Below are 16,118 nucleotides of genomic sequence, written 5' to 3' on the forward strand. Positions count from 1 at the left end.
TTGGGGTTACGTCGCTGAGCAGCCCAGAGACCGATGGGAAGCTTTGGCCGGCGTCTGCAGGCAGACCTCGGCCTTGAGCGTGGCGAATCACCAAGCCCACCTCCACAGGCCACTTTCCGCACAACGGCTATGAGTATTCTGACTGACATCCTGATCAAGCTCGTACACATCAGTGCCTATCAGTCAAGGGCACTGGGGCTGCTTCGCAGCCCACCCCCCGCAAGCGCAGCTCCCATGGGGGGGGTAATGCTGGAAATGTGTGCGGTTCTGGGACGCTGGTGGTTCTCGCAGCGGTGACGCTAGTGAAATGATAGGACCGACGCACGATACCCGCATGAAAATCGCTAATCAAAAAGCATCAAGGGAAATTGAAAACTCACATAAATAGCCTCAACACAGCGTTGTGTTGAGGCGCGCAAACAAAGCGAATATAATTTAACTTTCGAAACGTTGTTCCATCTCGGAGTTCCTGACAGCTTCAGACTCTCTTTCCCGCTGATTTGATGCCTCAATTATTGGAAGCCTAGTTTGAACAAACTCACGCACTTCAGATAAATCATGATCTACAAGCGTAGCAAATGCTCTCGTTCTTACTTCCAGAATATCTGCTAGAGAAGACCAACAACTTGGCATCATTCTTCTTACGAAAACCTCAAGAACTTTGGATTTATTCGCAGCCACTCGAAGAAGCTCTAGAGCATGAAGACTAATGTTTACCTCTTTCGGAACACTGAGCATGTCATCTGAAGTATCGGAAGACACGTAGATTTGAATCGCACCAATCAGATACTCGATTTTGTTTTGATCGCTATTACACCAAGCAATCAAACGCTCGGGGGATACCAAATTTAAAGAAGGCTGATCCCTTCCACCCGCATCCTTAAACAACCTGGTCGATAATCTCGAGATGTTTTCAGGAGCGTAGCAATAATCTAACAGCATTTCCGGAAACGAGATTACGACTGCCTTTATAATGCTTGGAACATCATGACTGTAAAACCGGCCAACTTTCAAACCTTCGCCAATACATTCAATCACCCTAGATATGAATTCTTTAGGGGAATTTTGATTGATACAAATTTGCAACACTCGCTCTATCCCACTTGGAATAGCTCTACTTGCACTATTAGCATGAGTTTCCAAATAACGACTGATCGCAGATCTACCAGCAACAATAAGCGTAACATCTGGAGGAGCGGTTCTATTTTCAGTGAAAAAACGCATTGACAAAATATCTAAAGCTACAGAAGCACCGAACTCAAGATTAATAGTTTCCTCAATGAGCTCAGCTAGTTTCATATCGGATATTTTTGCGTGAACCCGGCCATGACCTAATTTCTGCAATTCCCATGCAGCTACATCTTTTTTACGAGCCATTTCAATAAGCAGCTCAACCCCCCAAGGTTCAACATCTGTCGATATTAGCAACTCAACAAAATGCGATGATAACTTAGGAATATCTACCACCTTTTCTCGGAGCTGGCGTGCTAATACCTGGTTAGAGCTATGAATTTCATTGATCAATCCGGAAAATATATGAGGCCTCTTCAGCTCATAGTCATGAGACTGCAATAAATTAACCAGGAAGTCGAACATATCTCCTTGCGACAGCGCGCCCTTGGCCAAACCTCTCCCGAATAAAAACAAAGGTGCATTATCGTTTTGATATAGTCTACTACCAAGAGACTCCAAATATGGGAGGTCGGAAGAAACCTGCCGTCCAAGCTCAACAATCTTTTCACTTACTCTCTTTTCTACCTCATTAAAATCTTCATTGGTCTGATATAGATGATCCCATATGGGACGAAACACGTAAGCTTCTATCTCAGCACGCAAATCTGATGGATAGGTAAGCGTTTCTAAAGCTTCGAGACGCCTGAGAACCAATGGGGAAAAATTCTTACCATCAAAACTTATAGTTTGCTTTATAGGTTGCCAGATCTCAACCCACTGATCTATTTTGCATTGTGAAACCACCAATTCCTCTAATACATTATAGCAACCTACAAAAGACCATAAACCTCTAAAATGACTAGCTATAATTTTCCGTGCTCGAGATCTTCTATCAAGCTCGCCAGAGCGTAAGCAAGGTTGTAAAACGTTGATAAAACCCTCATACCATTCTAATGCCTCTTGATTTGTCTTAGGCTCCCATCCGTATGTTCTAATATGGGCACCGAAATTAAAACCTTTAGAGGATGACCAGTGCACAGATTGGAATGCGGATTGAAAAAGCAGCACTGCAATATCTTGATGTCTTTTATTACTTGACATCAATAATCGACCGAGAGCATGTTGCCTACGACTGGGCAAAGCTTGAGTCCCCGACAAGTACAACGAGAATAGATCTCGCACGCCATTAAAAATAGTATCGTCACCCAAAGTAGAAGCTGGCGTTGCAAACCTAAATATTATATTAATTACCCGATCAAAATTACGATCTTCGTAGGCCAACTTACAAAGCAAATCAATAAATTTATCGAAATACTCCTTGCCGTCAGATTCGAAATTTTGGCTTTCGACTGCAACTTCGATAGCGTTTATGACGGCATCAGGGAAAACTGGCGCTATATAATCGACCACCTGGAGCTGCTCATCACTACAAACAGTAAGATCATACAACGGTGCTCCAGGCTGTATCCATGTCCAAGCTAATTTTTGTGCGAAATCAAAATCATGCAAGTAACCGATTCGATGAGCACAAGACTTAAAAAGACGAAAACTTTCAGGTTTGAATAGTTCTGAGTTGATGTCATGCGGGGTAATATTCTCAAGCGCTCTACGTGCAAGGCGATTTGCCAAAGCATGAGGTAGTACTGCACGCCAATCTCCACGCTTTTGGCTCAACTGACGCCTTAATAGCTCAGCATGAGACTGATAAAGCCTCGCACGTGGAATTTCACTAATCAGAGATAACTTTTCAAGCTCATCATGAAATTCTGTTTGAGAAACATTAAAAGAATAAACAAGCGACAAAACTGCAGCATCATCTAATAAACTCCCGGCCTTACCCTTCCGCTGCTCAAACAGTCGATTAAATAGACTTTCATCCGTAAACTTGGATAACGTCTCGTCGGGCTTCACTCTGCTGGCAAGCGCCAAGGCGACCCTTGCGTTACCACCCGCAAATTCCGATATTTTCCTTGCGTTAATTTCTTGGAGCTCAGGGAATCGCCTACGTACTAGAGACGCTACAGTTTCCTCGCTACATGGCTCAATATGAATTACATGCGTTTCTTCAGGTGTATCATCTGAAATATCATATTCAATAGTAAGAAGACAAATTTTCGACATATGTTGAGATATCTGCCTTTGTAGCTTTCCGTGTACATCGGATGGGCAATTATCCAAAATGACGTTGACAGAGAGATTATTCGCAATGAGATAGGATATAAATTCTGATGCTGTCGGAGTTAGCTCATCCCCCAAATCTGCATACACTACGTTTGTTGCAGATAACGCACCTTCAGCCACATTCGGTTCAAAGAGAGCTTGGGCTAATCGAGTTTTACCAACACCCGAAAGTCCGGTAATCCTGATAGCGCTACCGACTTCACGCAGCCTTTCACGCAGTAGCGATATCCCCTCAGCCATTGCCAGTGGAGTTTTGTTGTTTGAACTTGTATCGATTACACAGGGATGACTGTCCGACAAAAACTCGTCGTCTTTATCTACTGGAGTTTGAGCCCACCTTCCGAAAGGTTTCCATCCTGTTAAAGGCTTTCCTAGACGTGAACGAACCCAAAGAGCAACACCTGGATACAGTCTTAGCCAAGCCAATAAACGGTCTCTACCATAAAAATCAACTAGAAAATCGCTTTTACCCACCAAACTTACAATCGCGGCTTGCATTCCTGAGACTCGTTCGACAAGCATCCTTTCACTACAATCATCCTTCCCACTAACAATTATGTATGCCCCATCATTTTTTGCTAACTCGGAGATTACCTCTTTAGGTAAGCCCGTTTTCTCTAACATTTCCTTAGTACAAGCTGCTCTGCTCATACTATTTTTCTTTACTTGAAAGCCTACGTTCGCCCTAGGAACAAAGCCTGAGCTCTTGAGATTTCCCGCATTTTTCACATGAACATCCAAACCACCATCTGCAGCTTCCTGTGCTCCCCCCCACAGCACACAAACCGGCCCGACTCCTTGCTGCGCTAACTCCGCCTCGCATAGCCGAGCGACTAGCTCCCTAAGATCACCGTCATTGAGATTAGATATGTCAGTTTTTTCAAGCTCATAAAATCGCATGGGTTTCTCGATTAATTCTGAGTTAGCCTTAAAAATTAAAAACCTCAAAGCAGCTTAACTTTTAGGCGCAATTTGTGGACATTGAATCAAGGTGAATGCATGTAATTACTGGTGCAATCCTTGCGGACGGTTAAATAGAGCGTGATTTACTGCCTTACATGCGAACCTGCATTCCCCTTGTGGCAGCTTAACGATAAGCCATAAGCGTACCGTAACCTTATACAGTATGGGAACCTCTACTCTGCGCCATATACCAATGCGTCTCTGCGTCAACCTATAAGCATAGCATATGTGTAATTAAAGAAAAATCGTCGCCATTTTTATAATTTATATTACATCAGCCTGCATGCGTAGCCTTGCTTACGCAACAACATAAAACACTATCAGCCAATACCTCATCACAGACAACCCCTCATTGTTCGCACCAAAATCCCTTGCAGATATAATGGCACCCAAAACACTTTCCAGATGCGCTCACCTGATAAATAAAACAAGCAAATAACCATTAAGATCGCACTTACAGCACTCATCGACAGACGACGCGGCATAACATAGTAGACCATCAGTTGATATATCTTATTAATAGATACGCATCAAAGCTGTAGCCAAGACATAACTTTCTCCCAGAAATTTTTAGCTAGAAACATAGCTCTCTTCTACCCGATTGCCAATTTCCGCGAATGACAACTTCGGTTCGATTGCTGTCAATCGTACCTATCAAAATCAGATCCTCGCTCGGAGGTTGAACACCCATGTTTTTTGTAAACGAAGAACGAGTAACCGCACGGTCAGAAAGTAGTAGTACCGCGCCATCCTGCTGTGTCGATCTAGGCGATGTTCTAGGCTCTGTCTGAAATCCCAAGAAACTGAAATGTGGCCTCGGAACAGCCTGGGTTCTGTACAGTCGCCGGCCATCTACGGAAAGGAATTCTGTGATGGCAAAGCGTTATGAACTCTCGGATGAAGCATGGGCAGTGGTCGCCGACCTCTTTACGGCGGCCCACGTCAGGGGCAGGCCCCGCAGCAGTGATCGCTTGATGCTCGATGGTGTGCTCTGGGTGCTCTGCTCAGGAGCAGCCTGGCGAGATATGCCCGAGCGCTTCGGATCTTGGGCGACGGTCTATCACCGCTTCCGACTCTGGCGAAACCGCGGAACATTCGATCAGATGCTCAGACGATTGCACCTCAGACTCAATGACAAAGGCTTGATCGATCCCCACACCTGGATGATTGATTCGACCGCTGTTCGAGCAACCCGTGCTTCATCTGGAGCGCGGAAAAAAGGGGGGCTGACGAGCCTGCCGATCACGCTCTAGGCCGCAGTCGCGGCGGCCTGACAACCAAAATCCATATGCTCTGCGACGCCAACGGGATACCGTTGCGCTTCCTTCTCTCTGGCGGCCAAACCAGCGACATCAGCTATGCCCAGCCGTTGCTTGATGATGTCAGCATCCCGACAAATCAGCGTGGTCGTCCACGCAAACGATGCAAATGGTTGCTGGCTGACAAAGGCTACGACGGCGAGGCCTTGCGCCGTTACTGCGATCGATATCGGGTGCAGCCGGTCATTCCACTACGCTCAATGAAGCGCAAGCCCAAACCCGGCTTGCCGAGACTGTTTGATCGCCCCAAATATCAACAGCGCAACATCATCGAACGCATGTTCGGCTGGCTAAAAGAGAACCGCCGAATCGTCACGCGCTTCGACAAGCTCGCAAAAAGTTATGCCGCAATGGTCTCGCTGGCTTGCGTCATGCGGTGTATGCGGCGGCTTTTTTCAGACAGAGCCTAGTGTGGTGTTTCAGAAATATCACTCTAGAACTTATGTGCGATGACAGCATATTGCTCAATGGCGTAGTGACGACTGAGATACTCGCCCCATGCGAACCAGGCGAGGCTAGGATCTTTCGGCAGTTTAAATTCCTGTTGGTTCTCTCCGAGCGCTGCTGAAACAAGTTCTTCTAGGTCGTGGCGGCTATCACCTAAAGCCGTTAATCGGTCATCTGAGCTTGCCGAGGAAATCAAGCTGCCCAGCCACTGATGGAAAAGAAAGCTGCCCTCTGGAAGATACTTTGGCGAGTGAAAGCACACCTCGTCGCCACGTTCAGTGAAACTGTACTTATGCGCCGCAGTGGTCACTAGCTCATGAGGCGGAATGGATATGTGCTCGGAGAGTAGGGGAATATCTAGCAGAGAAATTGTGCTTCCAGATGCATTAGTAATATCGAGAGCGTGTTTATTGTATGGACGCGATGGCCAATGCCGCGCCCACCGAAGGATACCCGCCATGTGCGAATGCAAGAAATACGTTTGTCTGTCAAGAAACAGTGGACACACGTAGGCTGCATCTCCGCGATTCTGTACTCGCAACTTCTTCCGCAGTCTATACAGGACGTTATGCTGGAAGTCCTTGTGGTGTTTAAGCTTATGTTGCAATGAAAAAAACAGCGTTCGGGGCTCAGTGGATAGCTTGGGCGACAACTTGTTACGATCCTTGATAATCTGCGCGCGACTTGGGACAGTATGCGCGAAAGGACGCTTAAACTGCATATAAAAAGGAAGGAAGCGCTTCCCGCTGACTAGCCTAGCATCGGCGCCCAGCCACCGTTCACGCCCCCTAGAGATGGGCACAATGGAGTAACGTAGAAACGGAAAGCTCAGTAAAGATAACTGGCTACCAATAGCGATAGAGACAGCATCTTCGATGTAATTCGGCTTTTCTTCCATGAGAGTCCTTTTAACTGGAGATAAACCCTAACCTCCGATACAATCGGCGGAATTGGGTGTTATCACGGCAGCCCTACAATTGAAAGTGCACTCATGAGTGTGGCATTGGCATGTGTAAAATTGTTCAGTTGCCCTTGAACCCCATAAGCCCACTTTACGCCATGAAAAAGATTGTTTCGAATCCGATAAACAACGATGAGAAGCACGGCGACGCAATCTGCTGGATTTGTGTTGTCACCCTTTAGAACATCGTAAACCAAGTCACGACAATCATTCGACCGGAGATTTAGTCCGGAAAGATAGTCGGTTTCCACGCCATTTGAATAGTACCGTTGTTGAAAGTACAAAAGGCTTTCAGAAAACGATTCGCTAACTAGACGGCCTTGCGCCAACCACTCATGTGTAAGCGCGAGAATTGCTCTGGAAGAGCCGCATGTTGAGAGAGCGCGAGCTTCGAAGAGACTCCACAACAGAACAAAGTGAGTAATAGCTGCGCGCTCTTTCCCCGACAACGTGTCGAAACCTGGGGCATTTTTTTCAAGCCACTGGATAGGATTCATGACGTCCACTGTGTATTTGAACTGGTGAGTACAGCCAAAAAATCTTGGTTCTTCTCAACACAAAATACTGAAAATGCATTATTCAATTTCCATAAATAATTTTTACAGCCTAACGCAATGTAGACCGCACCTTTCCTGTGTTACACGCCACACGATTTTTTAATTAGATCAGCGAGCGTTTTTTAACAAACACTATAGCCTACGCACGGAGCATGGCTATGAGCAATGGGTGTGCCGGTTTGAAAAATGGCACAGTCAGCCGCATCGCGAGACATGGGCTGCGGGAAATCGAGATTTTCAGGCCATGTGGCTCGGCTAGTTAGCTGCTGGTCGTGGATGCTGCTTTTGCCCCTCAGCCATGCGTGAGACTGGTCATGTCGAATGCAAACGTGCGGTCACACGGGTGCAATTACGCACAGAATGGAGCCTACCCCGCAGAAACACAGATTGAGATCGACAGCGCCGCCAGGCTTTATGGCCCGGCGCATCGAACTCGATACCCAATAATGACCAAAAAAAAGGCCCCGCTCAGACTATTCTGGCGGGGCCTTTTACCGTCATCCTGCTGTCACGAATACTTACGCTATGGCATAAAAATCGCTGGATGGCCTTGATTTTTACTGGTGCCGGAGACAGGAATCGAACCTGCGACCTTCGCGTTACGAGTGCGCTGCTCTACCGACTGAGCTACACCGGCGTGTCCGCAAAGCTACCACCGCCGCCATCCATACGCAAACCCCTGTTTCCCCTCACTTATTACCCTGCGCCCCACCCTGCCCCGCCGAACCTGCACAGCCGCTGGGCGCGAGATCCTCTTCGATGTCGGTGCTGCACGCCCACCCGGTCGCCGCACGGGTCAGTGTCAGGCGCTTGCCCACCACGTTCGCAGGCGCATCCGCGAGGGTGCAGACGATGCTGCCGGTGCCTGCGGCGGCATTGCCGCTGGCGACGATGGCGCAGTGGTTGGTCGTGGGTTGCCCGCCCAGCGCGGTAACGTCGGCGACGTCCTTGCCTTCGTTCAGGCGCAGGTCCATCGGGGTCTTGAGCGCGGAGATTTCCAGGAGGCCGGCCGCTGCTTTGGTGCGGGCCTGGTGGTTGGTGTACATGGGGATCGCGATGGTCGCGAGGATGCCGATGATCGCGACGACGATCATCAGTTCGATGAGGGTGATACCGCGTTGGCCTTTCATAACAGGTTCCTTGTCGATTCGGTCAGGCCGCGAGCCGCTGGGCGGGCCGGGGCCGGCTGGGGCGCAGTAGAGCCCAACGGACACCTTTTGTCACCCCTGCGTGGCTGGACGTCATGTCCGCTCGACTACTCTAGTGGGCGTCTGGAGTTTCTGCCCTGGGTGGGGCGCGGCAAGCTGTTACGGAGCTTGTCGGGGTGTAGCAAGGAGCTGGTGAATGAAGGGTTCGACTCGGTTGTATGCGTGGCAGGGCGTGGATGCGCAGGGGGCGCGGGTCAGTGGGCAGATGCTGGGACGTAGCCCGGCATTCGTGCAGGCGGGGTTGTTACGCCAGGGCATCGAGGGCGCGCGAGTGTGGCCTGCGGGTGGGCGGGGTTGGAAACTGCCGGTGCGACGGGAGAAGGTGGATGCGCCGGGGTTTTCGCGTCAGTTGGCGACGCTGTTGAAAGCGGGAGTGCCGCTGCTGCAGGCGTTCGAGGTGATGGGGCGCAGTGGTGCTGACGCTGGGATGGTGGGGTTGCTGGGGCGCTTGCAGCAGGATGTTTCTGCGGGGCTGGGGTTGGCGGATGCGTTGCAGCGGCACCCGCGTTGGTTCGATGCGTTGTACTGCAACCTGGTACGGGTCGGCGAGCAGTCGGGGACGCTGGATCGGCAACTGGAGCAGTTGGCAGACCTGCTGGAGCGGCGTCAGGCGCTGCGGCGCCGGGTGCGCAAGGCGATGCTGTATCCGCTGATTCTGCTGCTGACGGGGCTTGGGGTGTCGGCGTTGCTGTTGCTGGAGGTGGTGCCACGCTTCGAGGGGGTGTTTGCGGGGGTGGGTAAGGAGCTACCTGCATTTACCCGGTGGGTTATCGAATTGTCTGACGCGCTGGGGCGCCATCTGCTCGGTGTGCTGGGGGTATTCGGTCTGGCGGGGCTGGCGTTGCGCAAGCTGTACCGGGAGCATCTGCCGGGGCGGTTGTGGATGATTCGCCAAGCGCTGCGAGTGCCGGTGTTCGGGCGGTTGTTGAGCCATGCGGCATTGGCGCGTTTCGCACGCAGCCTGGGGACGGCCTATGGTTCGGGGGTGGTGCTGCTCGATGCGCTGGAGACCGTTGCGGCGGCGAGTGGCGATGCCTTGCACGAGCGGGCGATTCGCCAGTTGCGCCAAGGCATGGCCAATGGCTTGGGGCTGCATCAGGCGATGGCGCTGGAGCCGTTGTTCGCGCCACTGCTGGTGCAGTTGACGGCGATCGGTGAATCCAGCGGCACGCTGGAGGCGATGCTGAACAAGGCGGCCTGTCATTACGAGGAGCAGGTCGGGCAGGCGCTGGAGCAGTTGACCAGCCTGCTGGAGCCAGCCATCGTGCTGATCCTCGGTGTTCTGGTAGGTGGCCTGGTAGTGGCCATGTACTTGCCGATCTTCCAGTTGGGTAGCCTGATCTGACATGAATCTGTGGACTTTTCTTGCCGACCAGCCAGGGTTTTTCCTGGCGAGTGCAGCCGTGCTCGGGCTGCTGGTGGGCAGTTTTCTGAATGTGGTGGTGCATCGCTTGCCGGTGATGCTAGAACGCCAGTGGCAGAACGAGGCGCGGGAGGTGCTGGGGATGCCGGTGCAGGCGCATGAGCGTTTCGACCTGTGCCTGCCGGCCTCACACTGCCCCAGTTGCGGGCATCGGATTCGGGCGTGGGAAAACATCCCGGTGGTGAGTTACCTTGCCCTGCGCGGGCGCTGCTCGGCGTGCAAGGGGCGGATCAGCCTGCGTTATCCGCTGGTGGAGCTGGCCTGCGCGGGGCTGTCGCTGGTGGTGGCGTGGCATTTCGGGGTGAGCGTGCAGGCGCTGTTGGCGCTGGTGCTGACGTGGTGCCTGCTGGCACTGAGCCTGATCGATGCGGAGCATCAATTGCTGCCGGATGTGCTGGTGCTGCCGACGCTGTGGCTGGGGCTGGTGGTCAATGCCTTCGGGCTGTTCGTGCCGCTGGCCGATGCGCTGTGGGGGGCGGTGGTCGGTTACCTGAGCCTGTGGTCGGTGTATTGGCTGTTTCGGCTGGTCACCGGCAAGGAGGGCTTGGGCTATGGCGACTTCAAGCTGCTGGCGCTGCTGGGCGCCTGGGGCGGCTGGCAGGTGCTGCCGCTGACACTGTTGCTGTCGTCGGTGGTGGGGGCGGTGATCGGGCTGTGTCTGCTGCGCCTGCGCAAGGCTTCGCTGGGGACGACGATGCCTTTTGGGCCCTATCTGGCGATTGCGGGCTGGATCGCATGGCTCTGGGGTGATGAAATATACGCTTCCTACATGCAACTGCTCGGATACTGATGACCACTGCTGCATTTACCCCCTGGATTCTCGGACTGACCGGCGGCATCGGCAGCGGCAAGAGCGCCGCCGCGGAGCGTTTCGTCGAACTTGGCGTGCACCTGGTGGATGCCGACCAGGCGGCGCGCTGGGTGGTCGAGCCGGGTCGGCCGGCGCTGGCGAGCATCGTCGAGCGCTTTGGTGCGGGCGTGCTGCTGGATGACGGCACCCTCGACCGCTCGGCCCTGCGCCAGCAGATCTTTGCCGACCCTGCGCAGCGGCGCTGGCTCGAGCAACTGCTGCACCCGCTGATCGGGCAGGAGATCTTCAGCTACCTGGCCAAGGCCGAGTCGCCCTACGCGGTGTATGTATCGCCGCTGCTGATCGAGTCGGGGCAGTACCAGAAGACCCAACGCATCCTGGTGATCGATGTGCCGCAAGAGGTGCAGATCGCGCGCACGCTGCAGCGTGACAACATCAGCGAGGAGCAGGTGCAGGCGATTCTCAAGGCGCAGTTGGCGCGGGAAGAGCGCCTGCGCCATGCCGACGATGTGGTGGTCAATGACCGCGACCTGCCGTGGCTGCATCAGCAGATCGACCAGTTGCATGCCTTTTACCTGACTTTGCGAGGAGGCCAGCCTTGAGCCAGCCAATGACCGTCGATTGCCCGACCTGTGGCGCACCTGTGGAATGGAGCGAGAAGAGCCCGAACCGGCCGTTCTGCTCGGATCGCTGCAAGCTGATCGACCTGGGGGCCTGGGCGGCCGAGGAACACAAGATTCCAGCGGCGCCGGAGTCGGAGGATGAGCTGTATTCGGGGGATCTTGAGCCTCGGCATTGATTTGATGAGGGGGTGGGGATGGCACCGGCTTTGCCGGTGATCGCGGGACAAGCCCGCTCCCACAGGGGCTGTGCTGACCTTTAGATTTTCAACAAGACAGTTCCCCACAGGTGACTTCCAAAGGGGGTTCCACAGAGGTTTTTAGAGGCGATTCAGCCCTTCCCCTGCCCCTCTTCATCCTTCCATGGGGCCTGCAGGTAGCGGGTGCGGTTGAAGGTTTCCAGCCACTCGGGGCAGAACACCACCAAGGCGCTGATCACGGTGCCGTTGATGAAGGCCTCGGGGAATATCATCAGCCACAGGTAGCCGACGAAATCGCTGAGCCACTCGGGCATGGCGAACAGACCGTCCAGCCATAGCACGCCCAGCGCGGCCATCAGACACAGCAAGGTCGCCAGGGCGGCGGCGAAGAATCCCGAACAGAAGATATAGACGAACAGGTTGCGCGGCTGGGCGCGTTCGACCAGGATCGCGCACACCTCGGTGACCAGCACCGGCAAGCCGATGATCAACAGGCCGTTGACGCCCAGCGCGGCCAGGTCCTGACGGCCGAGGGCGAGCAGGCCGAGCTGGGCAAGAAAACCGCCGAGTATGGCCAGCGGCCAGTCCAGCAGGAGGGTCACGGCAGTCATGCCAATGAAGTGGTAGGACACGCCGGTGTCGAAATCGCGGCGCACCAGCCACAGCGCGAACAGGCCGAACACGGTGCCGAACAGCAGGTGCTGGCGGCGGGGGTCGCTGAACAGCTCGACCCAGCGAGTGCGGCTGGCCGCCCAGATCAACAGGGGCACGTAGGCCAGCCAGCCAAGCGTTAGGCTGGTGGAGGACAGGACCTGTGCGCTGATCATCGCGACCTCGCGTGCATGTCGGATGCTTTCGAGTCTACACCCATTCCCTGATGACGATTCCCACGAACAAACAAGCCCTTATCCTTCACAATTGCAGGCTAAGCTTGTTCCCATGGATGACTCAGACTACCTGCGCCTGCTTACCATCCAGGCCGAACAAGCCAACGCGTTCCTGTCCAATGCCCGCAAATGGGAGCGTGAGCGTTGGGTCTGCCAACGCCTGCTGCAAGGGTTGAACATTCCCTACCGCAGCGAAGACTTCACCCCGGCCGGGCAAGAGCCGCCAGACGTGCTGTTTCGCGATGCGGCGTTCGAGGTGTTCTTCGTCCTCGACGAGGGGCGTCGGCTCAACGACGAATGGCGCGAGGAACTGCAGCGCCGGCGCAGTGCCTTCTCCCTGGCCCAACTGGTGCGCCGCGAGGCGCGCCCCCGGCGCATCAGCGCGCAGGAGCTGCTCGCGCGCCTGGCCCCGACCCTGCGCAAGAAGGCGCACAACTACCGCGAGCGCGGGCTGGACTTGAGCGAGCTGGATATCATCGCCTTCGCCAGCCTCAAGCGCGAAGTACTCGACCTGAACAGCCATTTCCCGCCACCCACCGAATACCTGCGCCAGGGCTGGCGCTCGCTGTCGCTGGTGGGGCCGACCTTCGCCCGGGTCTTGTTCGCCCACCCGGACGCGCCGGATTTCCTGCGCGGCAACCTGGGGCGCAGCATTCTGTTCGATGTCGGTATCAGTCTTTGATCGCGTGCCGGGTGTCTTTGCGATGGCGTACACTCGGCGGCGGAGATGAAAGGTATTATCATTTGTTTCACGTGCTTGCGATAACGCTGCAGGAAAGGTTGTAGCGTTCTCGTCATCCCAAGCGTCTACCCACGAGGCCCACCATGACCAGCCGCCTGAATCCGGAAGATCAGCGTCGCGTCGATGAGTATCTGCGAGCCCCCCAGCATCAAGTCGAGCGCAAGCCTTTCAGGCCCTGGCTGCTCCTTGCCCTGGTGGTGATCGTGACCATTGGTCTGGGCCTGTTGAGCCGCTTGCTGAGTGGACTGGTGCTATGAGCTGCCTTGCGCTCGCCCTCCTCTCTCGCACGCAGCGGCCGGACCTTGTGTCCAGGAATTCCGTAAAACTTGTGAGATATCCCCATGACTCATCGCATCGTGATTGTCGGCGGCGGCGCCGGCGGCGTGGAACTGGCGACCCGCCTGGGTAAGAGCCTCGGCAAGCGCAAACGCGCCGAGATCACTCTGGTCGACGCCAACCTGACGCACATCTGGAAACCGCTGCTGCACGAAGTGGCTGCCGGCTCGCTGAACTCCTCGGAAGACGAGCTGAACTACGTGGCCCAGGCCAAGTGGAACCACTTCAACTTCCAGTTGGGGCGCATGAGCGGCCTGGACCGTGAAGGCAAGCAGATCCAGCTGGCTGCGACCCTCGACGAACAAGGCCGCGAGCTGCTGCCCGCGCGCACTCTGGGCTACGACACCCTGGTGATCGCCGTGGGCAGCAACACCAACGACTTCGGCACCCTGGGTGCGGCGCAGCACTGCCTGTTCCTCGACAGCCGCAAGCAGGCCGAGCGCTTCCACCAGCAACTGCTCAACCACTACCTGCGCGCCCACGCCGGCGATCAGGCCAGCGAGCAGATCAGCGTGGCCATCGTCGGCGCCGGTGCTACCGGCGTGGAACTGGCGGCGGAGCTGCACAACGCTGCGCACGAGCTGGCCGCCTACGGCCTGGACCGCATCCAGCCCAAGGACATGCACATCACCCTGATCGAGGCCGGCCCGCGCGTGCTGCCAGCCTTGCCGGAGCGCATCAGCGTGCCGGTGCACAAGACCCTGGAGAAACTCGGGGTGACGGTGATGACCAACGCCGCGGTCAGCGAAGTGACCGAGGAAGGCCTGAAGACCGCGACCGGCGAAGTGATCCAAGCGAGCCTGAAAGTGTGGGCGGCGGGTATTCGTGCGCCGGGCTTCCTCAAGGATATCGACGGCCTGGAGACCAACCGGATCAACCAGCTGGTGGTGCGTCCTACGCTGCAGACCACGCGGGATGACGACATCTTCGCCTTCGGCGACTGCGCTGCCTGCCCGCAGCCGGGCAGCGACCGCAATGTGCCGCCGCGGGCGCAGGCGGCGCACCAGCAGGCATCGATGCTGGCCAAGAGCCTGAAGGCGCGGCTGGAGAACAAGCCGCTGCCAACCTACGCGTACAAGGACTACGGCTCGCTGGTGTCGCTGTCGCGGTTCTCGGCGGTGGGCAACCTGATGGGCAACCTGACCGGCAGCGTGATGCTGGAGGGTTGGCTGGCGCGGATGTTCTATGTATCGCTGTACCGCATGCACCAGATGGCGCTGTATGGGGTGTTCCGCACGGCGATGCTGATGATCGGCAGCAAGATCGGCCGCGGCACCGAGCCGCGCCTGAAGTTGCACTGATCAGCTGAGATCACGAGGGCCGCTTTGCGGCCCTTTTTGCGAGCACGTCTCCGCGCAGGTGCGGCAAGCTCTGGCGTGATCGGCAGGGCAGAGTGCCAAGCAGGGTCAGTTGCATGGCCGCTCCAGGTGCGCGAGCAGACGCGAGACGGTGTCGGCCAATGGCCCGGAGTTGTCGAGCACCAGCAAGTCGGGGTCGGCCTCGCGCGCTTCGCTGGCAAAGCGGGCATTACGCGCCAAGCGCGCCTGCACTTCCTCCTGCGACTCACGCCCCCGCGCCAGCAGGCGCTGGCGCAGGATGTCCTGTTCGACACTGAGCAGTACCACCTGCAAATTCGGATAACGCTGCCGCGCCGTATTCAGGTAGCCACGCGAGCCGTTCACCAGCACGTCGTGCCCTTCTTCCAGCCACTGGTCGATGACCCGTGGAATGCCGTAGTGCAGGCCGTTGGCCTGCCAGTGCAGGGCAAATGCACCGTCCTCGCGCATCTGCTCGAACTGTGCGGCGCTCACCGCCAGGGCGGCTTCGCCCATCGCTTCGGCAGACCGGGTGATGACCCGCCGGGCAATGCGACAGCCACGCGCTGTCAGTTGTTCGCGGGCGGCGTCCAGCAGGCTGTCCTTGCCGGATCCGGACGGCCCGATCAGGTAAATCAACCTGCCTGCCATCAGTACACCCTCTTCGCTTCTCGCCATACCTGCCGCACCGACGCGGATATCGCCACGGTCATGCGACTCTCGCAGCACTGATCCTTTGCACGGCCCGGGGCAAACCGATGCCGCTGTGCCCGGCGGTGCCGAGAATGAACGCGGCAGCAGGCTGGTCGAATGATAATCGCTGGGAGGATATCCAGCAGCCCCTCGCGCGCCAAGTCGGCCGCTGCCACAGAGATTGTGGCTGGCCTTCAGATTTTGAACAGAACAGTTGCAACCCCAGTAAAACAGCCGCGAGTTACGAAATGATTTTCTCGAGACAAAAGAAAAAGGGGGAC

General features: G+C 55.3%; 15 protein-coding genes and 1 tRNA gene. 9 read left to right on the forward strand and 7 right to left on the reverse strand.

Going from position 1 to position 16,118, the window contains the following annotated elements; all coding sequences use genetic code 11:
* Positions 1-435: 435 nt before the first annotated feature.
* Entirely contained in the window at positions 436-4,254 is a 3,819-nt protein-coding gene (locus HU729_RS11255; protein WP_186710045.1) for a hypothetical protein, read from the reverse strand.
* A gap of 935 nt (positions 4,255-5,189) precedes the next feature.
* Here HU729_RS11255 and HU729_RS11260 point away from each other — a divergent pair.
* A protein-coding gene (locus HU729_RS11260; protein ID WP_186710047.1) for an IS5 family transposase occupies positions 5,190-6,046 on the forward strand; the annotation gives its coding sequence in 2 pieces (ribosomal slippage) (positions 5,190-5,544 and positions 5,544-6,046; 858 coding nt in all).
* A 23-nt stretch (positions 6,047-6,069) separates the two neighbouring features.
* Here the strand turns inward: HU729_RS11260 and HU729_RS11265 are convergent.
* From HU729_RS11265 to HU729_RS11280, 4 genes are all read right to left on the reverse strand, one after another.
* Positions 6,070-6,981: a hypothetical protein gene (locus HU729_RS11265; protein ID WP_186710049.1), complete on the reverse strand. Its 912-nt coding sequence runs from the start codon at positions 6,979-6,981 to the stop codon at positions 6,070-6,072.
* Between the two features lie 62 nt (positions 6,982-7,043).
* Positions 7,044-7,541, reverse strand: a complete 498-nt coding sequence (locus tag HU729_RS11270; RefSeq protein WP_186710069.1) for a hypothetical protein — start codon at positions 7,539-7,541, stop codon at positions 7,044-7,046.
* A gap of 621 nt (positions 7,542-8,162) precedes the next feature.
* Positions 8,163-8,238, reverse strand: a tRNA-Thr gene (locus tag HU729_RS11275).
* Positions 8,239-8,290: 52 nt separating this feature from the next.
* Positions 8,291-8,731 (reverse strand): pilin, encoded by a 441-nt coding sequence (locus HU729_RS11280; protein ID WP_186710051.1) that lies wholly within the window; start codon positions 8,729-8,731, stop codon positions 8,291-8,293.
* Positions 8,732-8,945: 214 nt separating this feature from the next.
* Between HU729_RS11280 and HU729_RS11285 the strand changes: the two genes are divergently transcribed.
* From HU729_RS11285 to yacG, 4 genes are read left to right on the forward strand one after another with little or no spacing between them, the layout of a single operon-like run.
* Positions 8,946-10,154, forward strand: coding sequence for a type II secretion system F family protein (locus HU729_RS11285; protein ID WP_186710053.1), 1,209 nt, complete (start codon positions 8,946-8,948; stop codon positions 10,152-10,154).
* A 1-nt stretch (position 10,155) separates the two neighbouring features.
* Complete coding sequence (locus tag HU729_RS11290; RefSeq protein ID WP_186710056.1) at positions 10,156-11,022, forward strand: A24 family peptidase; 867 nt, start codon at positions 10,156-10,158, stop codon at positions 11,020-11,022.
* Positions 11,022-11,645, forward strand: coding sequence for a dephospho-CoA kinase (gene coaE, locus HU729_RS11295; RefSeq protein WP_186710058.1), 624 nt, complete (start codon positions 11,022-11,024; stop codon positions 11,643-11,645). Before HU729_RS11290 ends, coaE begins: the two co-directional genes overlap by 1 nt.
* A complete protein-coding gene (gene yacG / locus HU729_RS11300; RefSeq protein WP_054895240.1) occupies positions 11,642-11,842 on the forward strand; it encodes a DNA gyrase inhibitor YacG in 201 nt (66 codons plus the stop codon). Before coaE ends, yacG begins: the two co-directional genes overlap by 4 nt.
* A 152-nt stretch (positions 11,843-11,994) precedes the next feature.
* On the opposite strand, the gene HU729_RS11305 is transcribed toward yacG, so the two are convergent.
* Positions 11,995-12,690, reverse strand: coding sequence for an energy-coupling factor ABC transporter permease (locus tag HU729_RS11305; protein WP_186710067.1), 696 nt, complete (start codon positions 12,688-12,690; stop codon positions 11,995-11,997).
* Positions 12,691-12,802: 112 nt separating this feature from the next.
* On the opposite strand from HU729_RS11305, the gene HU729_RS11310 reads away from it, so the two are divergent.
* From HU729_RS11310 to HU729_RS11320, 3 genes are all read left to right on the forward strand, one after another.
* Complete coding sequence (locus HU729_RS11310; RefSeq protein ID WP_065863331.1) at positions 12,803-13,432, forward strand: DUF1780 domain-containing protein; 630 nt, start codon at positions 12,803-12,805, stop codon at positions 13,430-13,432.
* Positions 13,433-13,575: 143 nt separating this feature from the next.
* Positions 13,576-13,749: a DUF3094 family protein gene (locus HU729_RS11315; protein ID WP_054895237.1), complete on the forward strand. Its 174-nt coding sequence runs from the start codon at positions 13,576-13,578 to the stop codon at positions 13,747-13,749.
* Between the two features lie 84 nt (positions 13,750-13,833).
* A complete protein-coding gene (locus tag HU729_RS11320; protein WP_186667680.1) occupies positions 13,834-15,129 on the forward strand; it encodes an NAD(P)/FAD-dependent oxidoreductase in 1,296 nt (431 codons plus the stop codon).
* 105 nt (positions 15,130-15,234) lie between these two features.
* On the opposite strand, the gene phnN is transcribed toward HU729_RS11320, so the two are convergent.
* Positions 15,235-15,795, reverse strand: a complete 561-nt coding sequence (gene phnN, locus HU729_RS11325; protein WP_186710068.1) for a phosphonate metabolism protein/1,5-bisphosphokinase (PRPP-forming) PhnN — start codon at positions 15,793-15,795, stop codon at positions 15,235-15,237.
* A gap of 134 nt (positions 15,796-15,929) precedes the next feature.
* Here phnN and HU729_RS25830 point away from each other — a divergent pair.
* A partial coding sequence (locus HU729_RS25830; RefSeq protein WP_238348349.1) for a hypothetical protein occupies positions 15,930-16,118 on the forward strand: 189 nt, incomplete at its 3' end.

Source organism: Pseudomonas sp. RW10S2, from assembly GCF_014268985.1.
Lineage (GTDB): Bacteria > Pseudomonadota > Gammaproteobacteria > Pseudomonadales > Pseudomonadaceae > Aquipseudomonas > Aquipseudomonas wayambapalatensis.